The 14,657-nt window shown below is 59.7% G+C and carries 15 protein-coding genes and 2 tRNA genes; 5 read left to right on the top strand and 12 right to left on the bottom strand.

What is annotated here, in order from left to right; genetic code table 11:
* Nucleotides 1–5: 5 nt before the first annotated feature.
* From GIW28_RS18045 to GIW28_RS18055, 3 genes are all read right to left on the bottom strand, one after another.
* Nucleotides 6–290, bottom strand: coding sequence for a DUF3077 domain-containing protein (locus GIW28_RS18045; RefSeq protein WP_236446697.1), 285 nt, complete (start codon nt 288–290; stop codon nt 6–8).
* Between the two features lie 509 nt (nt 291–799).
* Nucleotides 800–875, bottom strand: a tRNA-Thr gene (locus GIW28_RS18050).
* A gap of 127 nt (nt 876–1,002) precedes the next feature.
* Nucleotides 1,003–1,236, bottom strand: coding sequence for a DUF2790 domain-containing protein (locus GIW28_RS18055; RefSeq protein WP_099549510.1), 234 nt, complete (start codon nt 1,234–1,236; stop codon nt 1,003–1,005).
* A gap of 310 nt (nt 1,237–1,546) precedes the next feature.
* On the opposite strand from GIW28_RS18055, the gene GIW28_RS18060 reads away from it, so the two are divergent.
* Both GIW28_RS18060 and bcsQ read left to right on the top strand, forming a co-directional pair.
* Nucleotides 1,547–1,792: a hypothetical protein gene (locus GIW28_RS18060; protein WP_236446699.1), complete on the top strand. Its 246-nt coding sequence runs from the start codon at nt 1,547–1,549 to the stop codon at nt 1,790–1,792.
* Between the two features lie 167 nt (nt 1,793–1,959).
* The gene (bcsQ, locus tag GIW28_RS18065) at nt 1,960–2,859 is read left to right on the top strand and encodes a cellulose biosynthesis protein BcsQ (RefSeq protein WP_236446701.1); all 900 of its coding nucleotides are present in this window, start codon (nt 1,960–1,962) and stop codon (nt 2,857–2,859) included.
* A gap of 241 nt (nt 2,860–3,100) precedes the next feature.
* Here the strand turns inward: bcsQ and GIW28_RS18070 are convergent, their stop codons facing one another.
* From GIW28_RS18070 to GIW28_RS18090, 5 genes are all read right to left on the bottom strand, one after another.
* Nucleotides 3,101–4,288 (bottom strand): methyltransferase, encoded by a 1,188-nt coding sequence (locus tag GIW28_RS18070; protein ID WP_236446703.1) that lies wholly within the window; start codon nt 4,286–4,288, stop codon nt 3,101–3,103.
* A complete protein-coding gene (locus GIW28_RS18075; protein ID WP_026013808.1) occupies nt 4,269–4,958 on the bottom strand; it encodes an ABC transporter permease in 690 nt (229 codons plus the stop codon). Before GIW28_RS18075 ends, GIW28_RS18070 begins: the two co-directional genes overlap by 20 nt.
* A gap of 38 nt (nt 4,959–4,996) precedes the next feature.
* Nucleotides 4,997–5,692 (bottom strand): ABC transporter permease, encoded by a 696-nt coding sequence (locus GIW28_RS18080; RefSeq protein WP_017138658.1) that lies wholly within the window; start codon nt 5,690–5,692, stop codon nt 4,997–4,999.
* A 77-nt stretch (nt 5,693–5,769) separates the two neighbouring features.
* Nucleotides 5,770–6,522, bottom strand: coding sequence for an ABC transporter substrate-binding protein (locus tag GIW28_RS18085; protein WP_017138657.1), 753 nt, complete (start codon nt 6,520–6,522; stop codon nt 5,770–5,772).
* Nucleotides 6,523–6,535: 13 nt separating this feature from the next.
* Entirely contained in the window at nt 6,536–7,309 is a 774-nt protein-coding gene (locus tag GIW28_RS18090; RefSeq protein ID WP_017138656.1) for an ABC transporter ATP-binding protein, read from the bottom strand.
* 554 nt (nt 7,310–7,863) lie between these two features.
* Here GIW28_RS18090 and gabP point away from each other — a divergent pair.
* On the top strand, nt 7,864–9,255 hold the full coding sequence (gene gabP / locus GIW28_RS18095; RefSeq protein ID WP_099549508.1) for a GABA permease: 1,392 nt from the start codon (nt 7,864–7,866) through the stop codon (nt 9,253–9,255).
* 202 nt (nt 9,256–9,457) lie between these two features.
* On the opposite strand, the gene GIW28_RS18100 is transcribed toward gabP, so the two are convergent.
* Nucleotides 9,458–9,871 carry a hypothetical protein gene (locus GIW28_RS18100; RefSeq protein ID WP_017138654.1) on the bottom strand — a complete coding sequence of 138 codons (414 nt, stop codon included), beginning with the start codon at nt 9,869–9,871 and terminating at the stop codon, nt 9,458–9,460.
* Nucleotides 9,872–9,943: 72 nt separating this feature from the next.
* Nucleotides 9,944–10,852, bottom strand: coding sequence for an alpha/beta hydrolase family protein (locus GIW28_RS18105; RefSeq protein WP_099549507.1), 909 nt, complete (start codon nt 10,850–10,852; stop codon nt 9,944–9,946).
* A gap of 169 nt (nt 10,853–11,021) precedes the next feature.
* On the opposite strand from GIW28_RS18105, the gene GIW28_RS18110 reads away from it, so the two are divergent.
* Together GIW28_RS18110 and GIW28_RS18115 are read left to right on the top strand one after the other, a co-directional pair.
* Nucleotides 11,022–11,987, top strand: coding sequence for an arsenic resistance protein (locus GIW28_RS18110; protein ID WP_169986638.1), 966 nt, complete (start codon nt 11,022–11,024; stop codon nt 11,985–11,987).
* 88 nt (nt 11,988–12,075) lie between these two features.
* Nucleotides 12,076–13,683 carry an ArnT family glycosyltransferase gene (locus GIW28_RS18115; RefSeq protein WP_236447327.1) on the top strand — a complete coding sequence of 536 codons (1,608 nt, stop codon included), beginning with the start codon at nt 12,076–12,078 and terminating at the stop codon, nt 13,681–13,683.
* An 8-nt stretch (nt 13,684–13,691) separates the two neighbouring features.
* Here the strand turns inward: GIW28_RS18115 and GIW28_RS18120 are convergent, their stop codons facing one another.
* Complete coding sequence (locus GIW28_RS18120) at nt 13,692–14,366, bottom strand: hypothetical protein (RefSeq protein WP_169986633.1); 675 nt, start codon at nt 14,364–14,366, stop codon at nt 13,692–13,694.
* Between the two features lie 166 nt (nt 14,367–14,532).
* A tRNA-Phe gene (locus GIW28_RS18125) sits at nt 14,533–14,608 on the bottom strand.
* Between the last annotated feature and the right edge of the window lie 49 nt (nt 14,609–14,657).

Genomic DNA, 14,657 nt, shown 5'->3' on the forward strand with positions numbered 1-14,657 from the left:
ACCGCTTACTGCTCAGCATTACAGGGCGACGCCAACACCTTCACCACATCATCAATCACCGCCTTGCTCATCTCCTGCAAATAATGCGACGCCCAGGCATAACGGTCCGTCTCCTTCGTCATCGCCGCATCCTCTGCGAGCAACTTGGCGACGTGGAGCAAATCGGAAACGTGGTGCAAGGCTTCATACAGGCAAACACCGCTGTTGACGCGGAACAGGGGTTGGTCGGAGTGAAAGGAGAAAGGGGTGACGCCGAGGGTGGTGAGTGCGGGTGGGTTTGTTGCGGTCATTGGTGGAACTCCCATATTGAGTGAGAGCAACACGTTCGTTGTGACAACGAATGCGTGGCGCTAGTGGCGCCTGCATCAAATCGGGTTCTCAGGCCCGGTCGCTGGGTGGTGGCGACGGGGGGAGGTTAGCGTGGTGAGGGGTGCGGAGCAATCGGGAAAATTGATGGGTTGTTTTTTCGGTCGGTTGAGGCGGTTCGAATAGGTGGCTGGTGAAATTATTGGTTTTATGAGGGCGGCATAATTATTGGCTAGCCATAATTATGAATAAAACTTGGGAGGCGGGGTGAGGGTGGCTTTTGGTGGTCCGGTGGGTTTGGAGAATACGTCTTCCGGGACTGACGTTGAGCTGAGCAAGGCGTCATAGAAATCGAGATTTGGACTGAGGCAAGCAGCCCGAGATGTTAAGTGTGGACACTTTTTGGGCATTTCGGCCAAAACGGTGATCTGACTTTTTGTGGTTTCCCAAACCTCAGAAACCACAAAGCCCCGCATTGCGGGGCTTCGAGATATGGTGCCGGCACCAGGAGTCGAACCCGGGACCTACTGATTACAAGTCAGTTGCTCTACCAACTGAGCTATACCGGCGTGTTAGGGCGACGATTATAGCGATTGCCAAGCTTCTGTAAACCCCTGAATTCTGACTATTTTTGCAGAAACCAAGGTTTTTTTACGCTCGCTGCTTTTTCTCACCCTCGGGAGCCTCAAATCCGACTCAATTGCCGTCGCCACACTGGTCGGTAAATTTCATGTACGCCAACACCTGCGTCTCGCCTTTAGAGTCCAGGTAGGTCATGCGCGCGTTCACCACGCCGCATCCCGAGCGGGTGTCTTCGGTGGTCGACAGCACCCGTTGAATATCCGGCTTATGACTTGCCTCGGCGTGGGCGGTGAAGGTCAAGCCAAGCAGGCTGGCGGCGATTAGGGTTTTCCAGTTGTTGGTGTTCATGGTGATGGCCTCTGAGGTGCAATGGTGGGGTGAGGCCATTGAATGCCTGGGAGGTATCCGGGCTGTGTCGCGCAGGGCAGGTTTTGTTTCGTTGTGTATGGCGTGGGGATCTATGTACTTGTTGATACGAACGGCGAGCTTGTATTGGTTGAAAAACACACAGTGATCGCGTCGTGCGTTGTTTTATAGATGTATATCTCCTGGCAAAAGAACAGCCATAAAAATGGCGTAATGCCGCTCATCTTCAAACCTGGCAGGCGTTGCCCAGGCGCGGGTTTGCCGGCTGGCCACCTTTGGTGAAACCGATGCTGTGCAGCAGCAAAGCCTTAATCGCTGGCTCGGCCAGGACCAGGCATTTCTCGCCAAGCGCCTGGCCGCTTCGTTTCGCCGTTTGGCCAAGATGCACGAGGTGCTCGCGCCGTACCTTGTGGGGGAGGCGCAGGCCTATGGGCGCGACCCGTTTGACCCAGCGTTGAATAGCGGCGGCTGCCAGGATGTAACTGCGTTATGCCGTGCGTTGAGCTTTCGGATGCATCAGCCTGGAAATAGCCATTAAATTGACCATTTACCGCTTGTCTAAAAAATGATCAGCTGAAACACCAAAATAATGACACTTGCCTGCGTGTGACACAGAATGCCTCACTAAGACGCCCATAATAAGACCGGCGGTAAGTGCCTGCTTGCCGACCTTCACGTCTTTAGCTGCGTCGTGAGGAGCTGCCCATGAGCCTTAGCGAAGAGCTGTTGACGTTGTTCGGTAAGAACGTCAGCCATGATGCCGAAGGCATCAATGCACGCATGCACGTTTTTGGCAGTGTGCCCGCTAACGAAAACACTCATTCCCAATCGACTCATCCAGCAGCGCTGCGCCCCAAAGTGGTGGCGTTGGTGTCGATCAATGGTGGTGTCGGCCGCAGCACTCTGGCCACGGCGTTGAGCAGCGGTTTGCAGCGCCATGGCGAATCGGTGGTGGCGCTGGACCTGGACCCGCAGAATGCCTTGCACCATCACTTTGGCTTCAGTGCGACATTGCCGGGTATCGGCCGTACCAGCCTGGAGCATGGGCAGTGGAGCCCGCTGCAGCAGCTTGGCTTTGCCGGTTGCCAGGTCATAACCTTTGGCGATATCGACATTGAGCAGCAGGAAAGCCTCGAGCGCTGGCTCAAACATGAACCCAGCTGGTTGGCGCAGCGCCTGGCGGCCCTGGGCTTGAGCGAGCGGCAGACGGTGATCATCGATACGCCCGCCGGTAACAACGTTTACTCCCATCAAGCGCTGAGCGTGGCCGATGTGGTGCTGGTTATCACCCAGGCCGACGCCGCCTGCCTGGGTACCCTTGATCATTTGGATGGATTGCTCGCGCCGCACCTCGAGGGTGAACGCCCGCCGGTGGTGCATGTGGTGGTCAACCAAGTGGATGAGAGCAACGCCTTTAGCCTGGACATGCTGGAGGCGTTCAAACAGCGGCTGGGCAAAGCGCCACTGGAGATGCACCGCGATATGGCGATCAACGAAGCGTTGGCGTTTGCGGCCGACCCGTTGGATAACGCCACAAAGCGGCTGGCTGGCGACGATATCAACGAGATTTGTCGCGTGCTGAAAGCACCGAAAAGAACCGCATAAATCGCGCTTTATGCAGTTAGCGCCAGATGCTTATGCACAATCGGTTGGTCGGGCCTGTCACGAAACAGCCATTTTGTGGAGCCGTTCTCAACACGCTGCAACTGCCTGTTTTGTGTGCGTTTTATTTTGTGAACAAAAAATGACCAGAGTGCGTTTTGGCCTGTAGCGCTGATAGCTACGGCCTCTGTAAAGAATTCATCAACAGAGTTATCCACAGGGCGCGTGTAGGAAGTTTCGCCCTTTAATCGCGCTCCGCCAGCACCATCAAGTTGCGCGGCGTTAGCGTAGGTTCGCAGAAGGTGCCTATCTCAACCTTGTAGCCCTGGTCTTTCAAGAACAGCGCGCGATCCAAGACCAGCCACAGTTCCAGCGGCCGCCGAAACAATCCTCTGACCAACTCCAGGTTGCGCACCTCGGCCAAGCGCAGCCAGCCGTGCGCCTCCAGCGCCGCCCAATCCTGTTCACCTGTGGATAAATCCTTGAGACGCGCCAGTTCTCGGCAGTAGTCAGCGAAGGGTTTGTCCAGCCAGCTGGCAGGCAGGGACGGTGTGGGGAGGTACTCATCGCAGCCACGCAGGTGGCGTTGCAACTGATCGAAACCCAGGCGCCGGGCCATGGAGGTGTCCCGTTGCTGGCGCACGCGATTACCGGCGGTGACGGTTTCGCTCAGCGGTAACCCCAGGTCATCGACCGAAAGCTGTAGTTGCGAGGCGCGCCCGGCGGTCGACAAGGCCTGATAGCGCTCGGCGCCGATGCGGTTATAGCAGCAAGGTGCCAGCGCGAGCTGCTTGCAGCCCGTCGCGCTGGCCACGTGCAACAGCCGCACATGCAGATCGCCGCAGGCGTGTAAGGCGACGGGCGTGTGCTCGGCACTGATCGCCACATCGGCCATCACGTCTTGCAGGCGATGGGTGACAGCCAGGCCGTGATGGTCGCTCAAGGCCTGGCCCGAGGCGATCAGCGTAGGGTCGTATTCGAGGCAGGTCAGCTGTTGGCCAGGTTGCAGCAAGCGCCGGCCGAGGTGGCCTTTACCGGCGCACCAGTCCAGCCAATGCTTGGGTGTTGCGGCAAACTTCAGCGCGGCGCCGAACGCTTCAATTTGCTGCCATTTACGCCCTGGCACATCCACGTTCAGGCGATGGCGGGCAGGCTCCAGCCTGTGTGCGGGTAACTTATCCACAGCGCTGAGCTGCGCTGCCTGAAAAGCCAGCTGTGGAAATGGCGCAGGCGCCGGCAGGTCATAGGGGGGGTTGTGACTGGCTTCGGCATCGGCCAGCGAGCGCTGGCGCAGCCATTGGGCCAGCTCGGGGTGCTGGTGTTCCCAGGGTAAGTGCAAGTGCGTAAAGGGCCGTGGTCGCCACAGCCCTTGGTGCTCGATTAGAAACGCATCCAGCGCCGCAAAGCGAGCCTCAACGTCCCTGGCAAGCATCGACGCGCAGCCAGCGTTCGAGCAGTTTGAAGCCCCGCACCAGGATGTAGGCCATCAGCAGGTAGAACAGCCCGGCGGCGAAGAAGATCTCCACCGGCAGGTAGGTGCGGGCGATGATGGTGCGCGCCATGCCGGTCAGTTCCAGCAGGGTGACGGTGCTGGCCAGGGCGCTGGCCTTGAGCATCAGGATCACTTCGTTGCTGTACGCCGGCAGGCCAATGCGCGAGGCACGCGGCAGGATGATGTAGAACAGCGTCTTGGGTTTGGACATGCCCAGGGCGCGCGCCGCTTCGATCTCACCCGGCGGGATGGCCTGGATAGCGCCGCGCAGGATCTCGGCGATATAGGCGGCGGTGTGCAAGGTCATGGTGGCCGTGGCGCACCAGAACGGATCGCGCAGGTACGGCCACATGAAGCTCTCACGCACGGCATCGAACTGCGCCAGGCCGTAATAGACCAGGAACAACTGCACCAGCAGCGGCGTGCCACGGAAGAAGAAAATATAGGCGTAGGGCAGGGCGCTCACGTACCAGCGGCGCGAGGAACGCGCGATACCCAGCGGAATCGCCAGCAGCAGGCCGGCGATCACGGCGATGGCCACCAGTTCCAGGGTCAGGGTTGCGCCTTGGGCCAGTTTGGGCAGCCACTTGATGATCACGGCCCAGTTCAGGCCCAGGTCGAAGTGCGATAGCCAGCTGTAGTCACCGCTCATTGGGTGCTCCTTGCAAAGCCGCGGGCGGCGCGTTTTTCCAGGAAGTACATGCCCGTCATGGCCAGCACGGTGAGGCCCAGGTACATGAAGGCTGCCACCATAAAGAAGGTGAACGGCTGCTTGGTCACGGTCACGCCGATTTGTGCGTGACGCATGATTTCTTCAAGGCCGATCACCGACACCAGCGCGGTGTCTTTCATCAGGATCATGAACAGGTTGCCCAGGCCCGGCAGGGCGATGCGCCACATCTGCGGCATGATCAAGCGGGTGAAAATCCGCACCTTCGACAGGCCCAGCGCCACACCGGCTTCGCGGTGGCCTTTGGGAATGGCGAGAATCGCGCCACGGAACACTTCCGTGGCGTAGGCGCCAAAGCACAGGCCCAGGGCGATAACCCCGGCGGCAAAGGCACTGAGAGAAAGGTCGGGGTTACCGAAAAACTCGCCCAGGGCACGCATCAGGTTGACGGTGCCGAAGTAAATCAGCAGCACCCACAACAGCTCGGGAATGCCACGAACGATGGTCGAGTATGCGCCGCCCAGCCATTGCAACGGCTTGTACGGTGAAGTCTTGGCCAAGGCGCCGGCAAGGCCGAGCACCAGCCCCAGGCACAGGGCCGTGAGCGCCAGTTTGACGGTCATCAGCGCGCCAGCGGCAAGCGCCGGGCCGAATCCGTAGAGATCGAAATTCATGGTGTTTTCATATCGCGGCAGGCATTGCTGAAAGCCGGCGCGCTACTTATAGAAGCGCGCCGGTCAGGCCATTCAGATCATTCGATGCTGAACGGGAAGTACTTGTCGTTGATCTTCTTGTAGGTTCCGTCTGCCTTGATCTCTGCCAGGGCTTTGTTCAGGCGCTCGCGCAGCGGGTCGCCCTTGCGTACGGCGATACCGATCTTGTCGCTTTCTACCACCGGGTCGCCTTTGAACTCATAGGCCGAACCGTCTTTGCTCTTGAGCCATTCGTACTGCACGTACTTGTCGGCGAGAATCCCGTCCAAACGGCCGGAAGTCAGGTCGAGGTAGGCGTTTTCCTGGGTGTCGTAGAGCTTGGCGGTGGTGTCCGGCAGCTTGTCTTCCAGGTAAGTACCGGCCAGCGTTGCACGCTGTGCGCCGATGATCTTGCCTTTCAGGTAACCGGCGTCGGTCTTGAAGTCGGCTGTGGCTTTAGGTGCGATGAATTGCAGCTTGTTGGAGTAGTACGGGTCGGTGAAGTCGACGGCTTGCTTGCGCTCATCGGTGATCGACAGCGAAGACACCAGGAAGTCGAACTTCTTCGCGTTCAGGGCCGGGATGATGCCGTCCCAATCAGACACATACACTTCGCATTTTTCGACTTTCATCTTGGCGCACAGGGCGTCGCCGATGTCTTTGTCAAAGCCCACGACGTTGCCGCTGGCGTCTTTATTGTTGAAGGGCGGGTAGGCCGCTTCGATCCCCATTTTCAAGGTTTCTGCCATGGCCGTGGCGCTGAACGCCATCGAAACGGCCGCGGCCAGAAGGAATTTTTTATAGTTCTGCATGCATGTTGCTCCGTTAGCGGTTGCTGGACATGAATTGTTTGCAGCGCGCCGAAAGCGGGTTTTCAAACACCTGCTGTGGCGATCCTTGCTCTTCGACCAGGCCTTGGTGCAGGAACACCACTTCACTGGAAACCTGACGGGCAAAGCCCATTTCATGAGTGACCAGCAGCATGGTGCGGCCTTCTTCGGCCAGCGCGCGGATCACATTAAGTACTTCCTGGACCATTTCCGGGTCAAGCGCCGATGTCGGCTCGTCGAACAGGATGACCTTGGGCTGCATGGCCAGGGTGCGCGCAATGGCCGCGCGTTGTTGCTGGCCGCCGGACAGTTGCGCCGGGTAGGCGTGGCGCTTGTCGCTGATGCCGACCTTGGCCAGCAGGGCTTCGGCCACTTCTATCGCTTCGGCCTTGCTCTGGCCGAGCACACGGCGGGGCGCCTCGATGATGTTGTCGAGGATGCTCATGTGCGGCCACAGGTTAAAGTTTTGAAACACAAAACCGATTTCGCTGCGCAGGCGGTTGATCTGTTTGCCGTCGGCGGCCATCAGCTCGCCGTTTTTCGCGGCTTTTAGCTTGAGCTCTTCACCGGCCACCAGGATCTGGCCCTGATGCGGGTTTTCCAGCAGGTTGATGCAACGCAAAAAGGTGGACTTGCCGGAACCGGAGGAACCCAGGATCGAGATCACGTCGCCGTCGCGGGCGGTCAGCGAGATACCTTTGAGTACCTCCAGCTCACCATAGCGTTTATGCAAGTTGCGGATTTCAAGCGCGGGCGCGGCCTCAGCCATGTGCGGTCCTCATTGTGTTCAGTGCATTCTTGCTGTTGGGCCGCCTTCCTGGCGAGGCGCCAAGCTAGCATAGCGTTCGGATGGCAGCCAACAGCGCTGCGGACGGTTAACGGGTGGTCTGCGGCAAGGTGTCGCATCGGCACAGCAGCGTGTCGCGCTATCAACAACCTACAGACGTCTGAACCCGATAAATCCACAGGCTTCGCGTAAAAAAGGGCGCGATGGTGCCAGCTTTGGCCGGGTGTTGGAAGGGTTAACCGGGCAAACGGTCCTTATCAGCCCTTTTATGGAGCGTCACGTACTTTTTGTGTGTGTTTTTGGTGCGTATTTTCGTGTCGCAGTTGGGTCGCACGGTAACGCTATAGCGGAATGCCATAGTTCTCAACGACTTGCGTGAGCTAATGAATTGTCCTACAGCCCACGTCAATCGTGGCTCTGTAATATTTTGGCGCAAATCTTGCGTAAAAAATAAAGAACGCCCCGTTGGTTTCTTTTCACGAGAAGGATCGCAGGCCGGGCGGACCGTTTTCGCAATTCCTCGCAAAGGTGTGTCAATGAGTAGTACGCAAAGCTCCAATGACCTCGAACAGGGGCTCAAACCGCGTCACGTCACCATGCTGTCGATTGCCGGCGTTATTGGTGCCGGTTTGTTTGTCGGCTCCGGCCACGCGATTGCAGCCGCCGGCCCCGCCGTACTGCTGGCGTACGCCGCTGCGGGCACGCTGGTGGTGTTGGTGATGCGCATGCTCGCCGAAATGGCCGTGGCCTCCCCGGACACCGGTTCGTTCTCCACCTATGCCGACCGTGCGATCGGTCACTGGGCCGGTTTCACCATCGGCTGGTTGTACTGGTGGTTCTGGGTGCTGGTGATTCCACTGGAAGCCAACGCCGCCGCGACCATCCTGCATGCCTGGTTTCCCGATGTGGCGATCTGGGCGTTTACCCTGATCATCACCTTGCTGCTCACGGCCACCAACCTGTTCAGCGTGAAGAACTACGGCGAGTTTGAGTTCTGGTTTGCGCTGATCAAAGTCGTGGCGATCGTAGCCTTTGTGATCCTTGGCCTCGCGGCGATCTTCGGCTTCCTGCCGACCAGCCAGGTCAGCGGTGTTTCGCACCTGTTCGACACCCAGGGCTTCATGCCTAATGGCATGGGCGCGGTATTGGCGGCGATCCTGACCACCATGTTCTCGTTCATGGGTACCGAGATCGTTACCATTGCTGCGGCCGAATCGAAGAACCCTGGCCAGCAAATCACCAAGGCCACCAACTCGGTGATCTGGCGGATTGGTTTGTTCTACCTGCTGTCGATCTTCATCGTGGTGTCCCTGGTGCCATGGAACGATCCGACCCTGGCGGCGGTAGGTTCCTACCAGACCGTGCTGGAACGCATGGGCATCCCGAATGCCAAGCTGATCGTCGACCTGGTGGTATTGGTTGCCGTGACCAGCTGCCTCAACTCGGCGCTGTACACCGCCTCGCGCATGCTGTTCTCCCTGGGCCGTCGCGGTGATGCACCGGCCGTGGCCAAGCGCACCAACAAAAGCGGCACGCCTTACTGGGCGGTGTTGCTGTCGACCGGTGCTGCGTTCCTGGCGGTATTCGCCAACTACGTGGCGCCGGCTGCAGTGTTCGAATTCCTGCTGGCCAGCTCCGGCGCTATCGCGTTGCTGGTGTACCTGGTGATCGCCGTATCGCAACTGCGCATGCGCCAGAAGCGTACCGCTGCTGGCGAGAAAATTGTCTTCAAGATGTGGCTGTTCCCGGGCCTGACCTACGCGGTGATGGTGTTCATCGTCGGCACGTTGACCATCATGCTGTTCCAGGAAGCCCACCGCGTCGAGATCATCGCGACCGGCATTCTGAGCTTGTTGGTAGTGCTGGCGGGGCTGATCGTGGCGAGCCGCCGCAAGGCGCAGAAGGTAGGCGCTGCGGTGCTCAATTGATGTGATGAACTGCGGTGCGCAGTGCGCCGCAGTTCAAAAAAGTGTGGGAGCGGGCTTGCCCGCGATGACGGGCTGGCAGTCGATAAATTCCTCGCCTGACACACCGCCATCGCGGGCAAGCCCGCTCCCACAGTTGTTTTGTGTCAGTCAGCTGAATCAGCCAAAAACACAGAACCCTGTGGGAGCCGGGCTTTGTTGTGTATCAGTCCTGGGAGTTGGCCAGCGCCTGGGATGCCGCCACGTAATCGGCCTGGAACTGCGGGGATTCAATCCACGCCAGCGCCGCGGCTTCATCCTCGGTGTCCGTCGCCCACTGGCGATACTCGATCAGCGCCGCCAGGATAAAATCTGTCGCGTCTTCTTCGCCTTCCTGCTCCAGCACCACGGCCAACAGTGGGTGCGCCAGGAATGCCGCACACAACGCCTGCTGGCTGCTCTCGCCGGCTGCGCGCATCTCGACAAACAATTCGGTCAAATCCACCGACTCAAGGTCAATGCGGCTGTCGTCGCCAGCGAACGCATCCGGCTTGGTCGCGACGGCGCGCTGGGTGCGGTTTTGCTTGGCCTTGGCCTTGGCCCGGTGGGCACGTTTTTGCTGCTTGTTCGGCGAGGCCATGGGCTCAACGTCCTTGGGTTCTTAATCGGGGTGGGGTATTGAAGCGCAGGTTGGGGGAAATCCCAAGGAAATCTAGACGCGCACGCCGGGTGTGCCGGGCGCCAATTCGCCTTTCTGCAGCCATCCCAGCGCAATCGGCCACAACCGGTCCTGATATTCACTGCGAAAAAAAGCGAAATGCCCGACGGCTTTTTCGCCGATGTCATCGGGCGCGATTCGCAGGTGAGTGCGCGCGCTGTTTTCAAAATAGCCCAGCAGTCGCTCAATAGCTGCCACAGTCCCAAAAGGGTCGTCGGTGATGCTAATGGCCAGCAACTGCGCCTTCACTCGAGAAAAAGGCAGCTCGCCCAGGCCGCGCCCGCTGGGGCGCGTTTCATAGCGCGGTGTCGGCATGCTCCAGTCGCGCACCACGCCTGCCGGCGTGTCCTCCAGCCAGCCCATGCGCTTGCCGGGGAAGTAGCCGCACAGGGCCGTCACCAGCGGCATCACCACATGCCATTTGGCAAACATGCGCCAGCGCCCGCTCGCCGCGTAATCGCGCCAGTACGCAAACTGCGCGCCGACCGTGACGATGCGCCGAATCACTGCGCCGCAAGCACCGAGGCCTGCCGCGCACCCACCGAAACTGTGGCCGACCACATCAATCGGCTGCCCCGGAAACTCCCGCTGTGCGCGCTGCAGCATCGCCTCGAAATCCAGCACGCCCCAATCTGACCACGACGCCTTGAAGCCTCGCAACGCGCCGCTGCGGGATTCGCCGATGCCGCGATAGTCGTAGGTGATCACGTCGAAGCCGTTGGCAAACAGGTAGTCGGCGAAGCGTGAATAGTGGCGGCAGCGGACCGAGGTGGCGGCGTTGATGATGACGACCGGGCGTTCGAAGTCGGTGCGCGGGTGGCGCCAGGTGAAGCCGCCGATTGGGTAGCCGTCGGCGGCGGGCTCGCAGAATGTTTGTGGGGCAGGGCGGGTGGGCAGGTTCATGAGTCGGCTCGATACTTGCGCTTTTTGGTACGGGCTTGATCCGCGCGCTTTTATAAGAAGCCGAAACTAACAAATTTAGCGCGTGATGGGCGCAGGAAATGTCGCGATGCTCGACCTCGGCGCTCCCGGTGCTTAGGCTTGCGATCAATTGATCAACCAGAGTCAGCCCATGACCCGTGACACCCTCGAACACAACCAAATCCCGATCTACTTCGTCGCCGTGCTCCTGGCGGTCGCATTTGGCGTGTTCGCCCCTTTGTCAGCCCAAGGTCTTGGCGTGCTGGTCACACCTGCCATCGCAGTGCTGATGTACGCCATGTTCCTGCAAATTCCGTTTCTGGACCTGCGCCAGGGCCTGGGTAATAAACGCTTTATCTGCGCATTGCTGCTGGCCAATTTCATTCTGGTGCCCTTGCTGGTGTGGGCGTTGACCCGGGGCCTGGTGGAACGCCCGGCGTTGCTGGTGGGCGCGCTGCTGGTGTTGCTCACGCCGTGTATCGACTATGTGGTGGTGTTTACCCATATCGGCAAGGGTGACTCGCGGCTGATGCTGGCGGCGACGCCGGTGTTGTTGTTGCTGCAATTGGTGCTGCTGCCGGTGTACCTGAGCTTCATGCTGGGCGCCCAGTCCGCCGTGGTGGTGGCGGTGGGGCCGTTTGTCGAGGCGTTCCTGTTGCTGATTGTGCTGCCGATGATCCTGGCGGTGCTGACCACCTGCCTGGCGCGGCGCTCAAGCGCTATCAATGTTTGGAACAACGCCTGGGCCTGGCTGCCGGTGCCGGCGATGGCGTTGGTGCTGTTTGTGGTGATCGGCTCGCAGATCACTTCGGTGGTGCGCGATATTGCGTTGTTGTTGCCGGTGATCCCGGTGTACCTCGGCTTCCTGTTGCTGGCGCCGCTGATAGGCGCGCTGGCTGCGCGGTTGTTTGCGTTGCCTGCTGTTACCGCGCGGGCGGTGACCTTCAGTGCTTCGACGCGCAACTCATTGGTGGTGCTGCCACTGGCGTTGGCCCTGCCTGAAGACGTGCGCGGGCTGGCCGCAACGGCGGTGATCCTCCAAACCCTGCTTGAGCTGGTGGGCGAGCTACTCTACATCCGGCTGATTCCCGCGCTGGTGTGGCGCGCCGGTCGATAAGTCCATAAATACTCGGATTTGTTCAGGCGTTATTCAGGGGTGGAGTCGGCACCATGGAGTCGGCGTACCCCACCTGAAAGGACATTCGATGGATCACCGCAGCCGTTATCGCCTGGAGTCTCTGGGCCTGTTTCTGATCGCTTTATTGCTGTTTACCTTGGGCATCTGGGACGAGCAACCCCAAGGCTTTGACGGGCGCTGGGCGTTGTTCATGCAGGAAATGTTTCGCCATGGCGCGAGTCTTTTTCCTACCACGTACGGCCAGCCGTACCCGGACTATCCCGGCACTGCGACTTTCTTCAGCTTTGTGTTTGCTCGCCTGTTCGGCGCGCCGAACCACCTGGCCAACGTGCTGCCGACGGCCCTTGCTGCGGCGGGCGTGATCGCCCTGATCTATCGCCTGCTGGTGCCGTTCAGTCGGCCTTGGGCATTGCTGACGGTGCTGCTGACGCTGCTTACCACCCAATTGCTCGATAAGTCGCGCTCGGTCTGCCTGGACCTGATGGTCGCGCTCTTATGCGTAGGCGGCTTCTACCTGCTGCACACGGGCGAGCGTCTCGGGTCACGGCTTCGACAGTTGGCGGTGTTCCCGTTGTTTGTGCTGGCCTTCGCGATTCGTGGGCCTTTGGGGCTTATCGAAGTCTGCGGCGTGGTGTGCGTTTACTGGGCGTTGGGCAAGCCGGGCGAGCGGGTCAAGCAGGTGTTGATCCATGGTTTTGTCGGGCTGCTGTTGCTCGGGGCCTGCTGGTGGGCGCTGATGAAGCTGGCGCGTTTCAGCGGTGGCGAGGCCTTTGCCGACGATGTGTTCAGGATGCAGGTCAGTGGGCGCCTCGACGAGTCCGGCGAGCCGTTCTACTTCTACTTCAAGCTGAGTTTGTATCGCTATTTCCCGGTGGTGCCGTTGGCGTTGGCGGCGATGATCGCGCTGCGGCATCGCTGGTCTGAGCGCTGGGTCAACGAAGACGTGCAAATGGTGGTGCGGCTGGCGGCCTGTGGCCTGATGATCCTGCTCGGGCTGTCGGTGCCGCACTTCAAGCGCGCTTACTACATTCTGCCGATGGTGCCGATGTTTGCCGCTGTCGCCGCCTATGGGCTGCTCCAGGCGCAAAACTGGTTCGTTGGCGTGCGCCGCTGCTACGAATGGCTTGTCGTGGCGCTACCGGCGTTGTGCGTGGTGGTGTTGTTTATCTGCCGGCACACCTGGCAGAAGCACGGTTACTGGCCCGACGTGTCGCTGCCGCCGTTGATTGGCGTGTGGGTGGTGCTGCAAGTGGCGGCGCTGATTGCCTGGCGTCGCCCGTTGCGCCTGGTGTGGCTCAGTGTGATCGCCTTGGCGGCGCAATGGTTGCTGCTGGTGGTGGTGATCGACCCGGCCAAGGACCTGCAATACGACACCCGCAAGTTTGTCAGCCAGGTAGAGGCATTACGTGCGGCGCAGCCGGGGCCATTGGTGTTTGTCGACCTTGGCCGCGACACCTGGGCTATCCGCTACATGATGAACCTGACGTACGATGAGCAACCGCTGTTCGTCGCCGGTAACGAGCCTGAGAAGCTCGCCACCCTGCCGCGTCCATCCTGGGTGCTGGTGCCGCGCAAAGAAGCAGCACTGCTCAAGGGCACGCCGATGGAGCAGCAGGCGCCAAACTTCGAAGGGCGGCTTAACGACAACCCGCTGATGGTGTTTCTACTGCAGTAGGCAGGCGCCTACTTGCACTGGTAGCCCTCGGGCATCGTCACGGTGTAGTTGCGCTGCACGCGGTCCTGGAAGTTGAGGTTCTGCAGGCCCTGTTCGACCAGGAACGCTTCGATCTTGGTGGCCTGGCAGTCTTCGTTGTAGGACATCACCCGCAACACGTACACCGCGCGCCGGCTTGCTTCGTCACGCGCGGTGGCGGTGAAGGTAGTGAGCGTGGTGTAGCCGGTGCGCTCCGAGGTGCCCACCGGGCCGTAGGTGGTGTTCGGCTTGCTGGTGCAGGTCAGCTGGTCGGCTTTCTTTTTGTTCTTCTTGCACTCGGTGGTGGTGCTGGTGGGCACCTGGCCGTAATCGGTGGCGGTATAGCGGTAAGTGACCTGCTTGCTGTCGACGTCCAGGATGATGGTCATTTTGATTGGCCCATGGTTCTTGGGCAGGCTGGCATCGGTGTACACCTCGCGAAAGCCCTGGTCCTTCATGGCGCTGACCATGTCCCGCAGGTAATAGCGGGCATTGAGCGTGTTTTGCGCGCTGCCGCCCACGGACGTGGTCACCAGCACCAGTGCCTGTCGATCAAAGTGATAGTCCGGATCGGGGGTTGCGTTGATCGAGACATCCATTTGTGTGGCGCAGCCACTGAGCAACGTCGTCAGCAGCAACAGCGCGCAGATCAAGTACCGGTTCATCAAATAACTACCTTGCAACAGAAAATTCAGTAACAGCTAAACGATCGAGCAGCGGGATAAATAACCCTCGGGTGTGAATCGGGCGGGGCATTGGCCCGCGGCCATCAAATCGCAGGCAATAAAAAACCCCAAGGAATCATCTTCGCTTGGGGTTTTTCGGTATTAGTGGTGCCCAGAGACGGAATCGAACCGCCGACACGGGGATTTTCAATCCCCTGCTCTACCGACTGAGCTATCTGGGCAACGGGGCGCATTAAACGGGTTTTTCAGGGGGTCGTCAAGCAAGTTTTC

The organism is Pseudomonas sp. PA-5-4B (genome assembly GCF_021606215.1).
Taxonomy (GTDB): domain Bacteria; phylum Pseudomonadota; class Gammaproteobacteria; order Pseudomonadales; family Pseudomonadaceae; genus Aquipseudomonas; species Aquipseudomonas edaphica.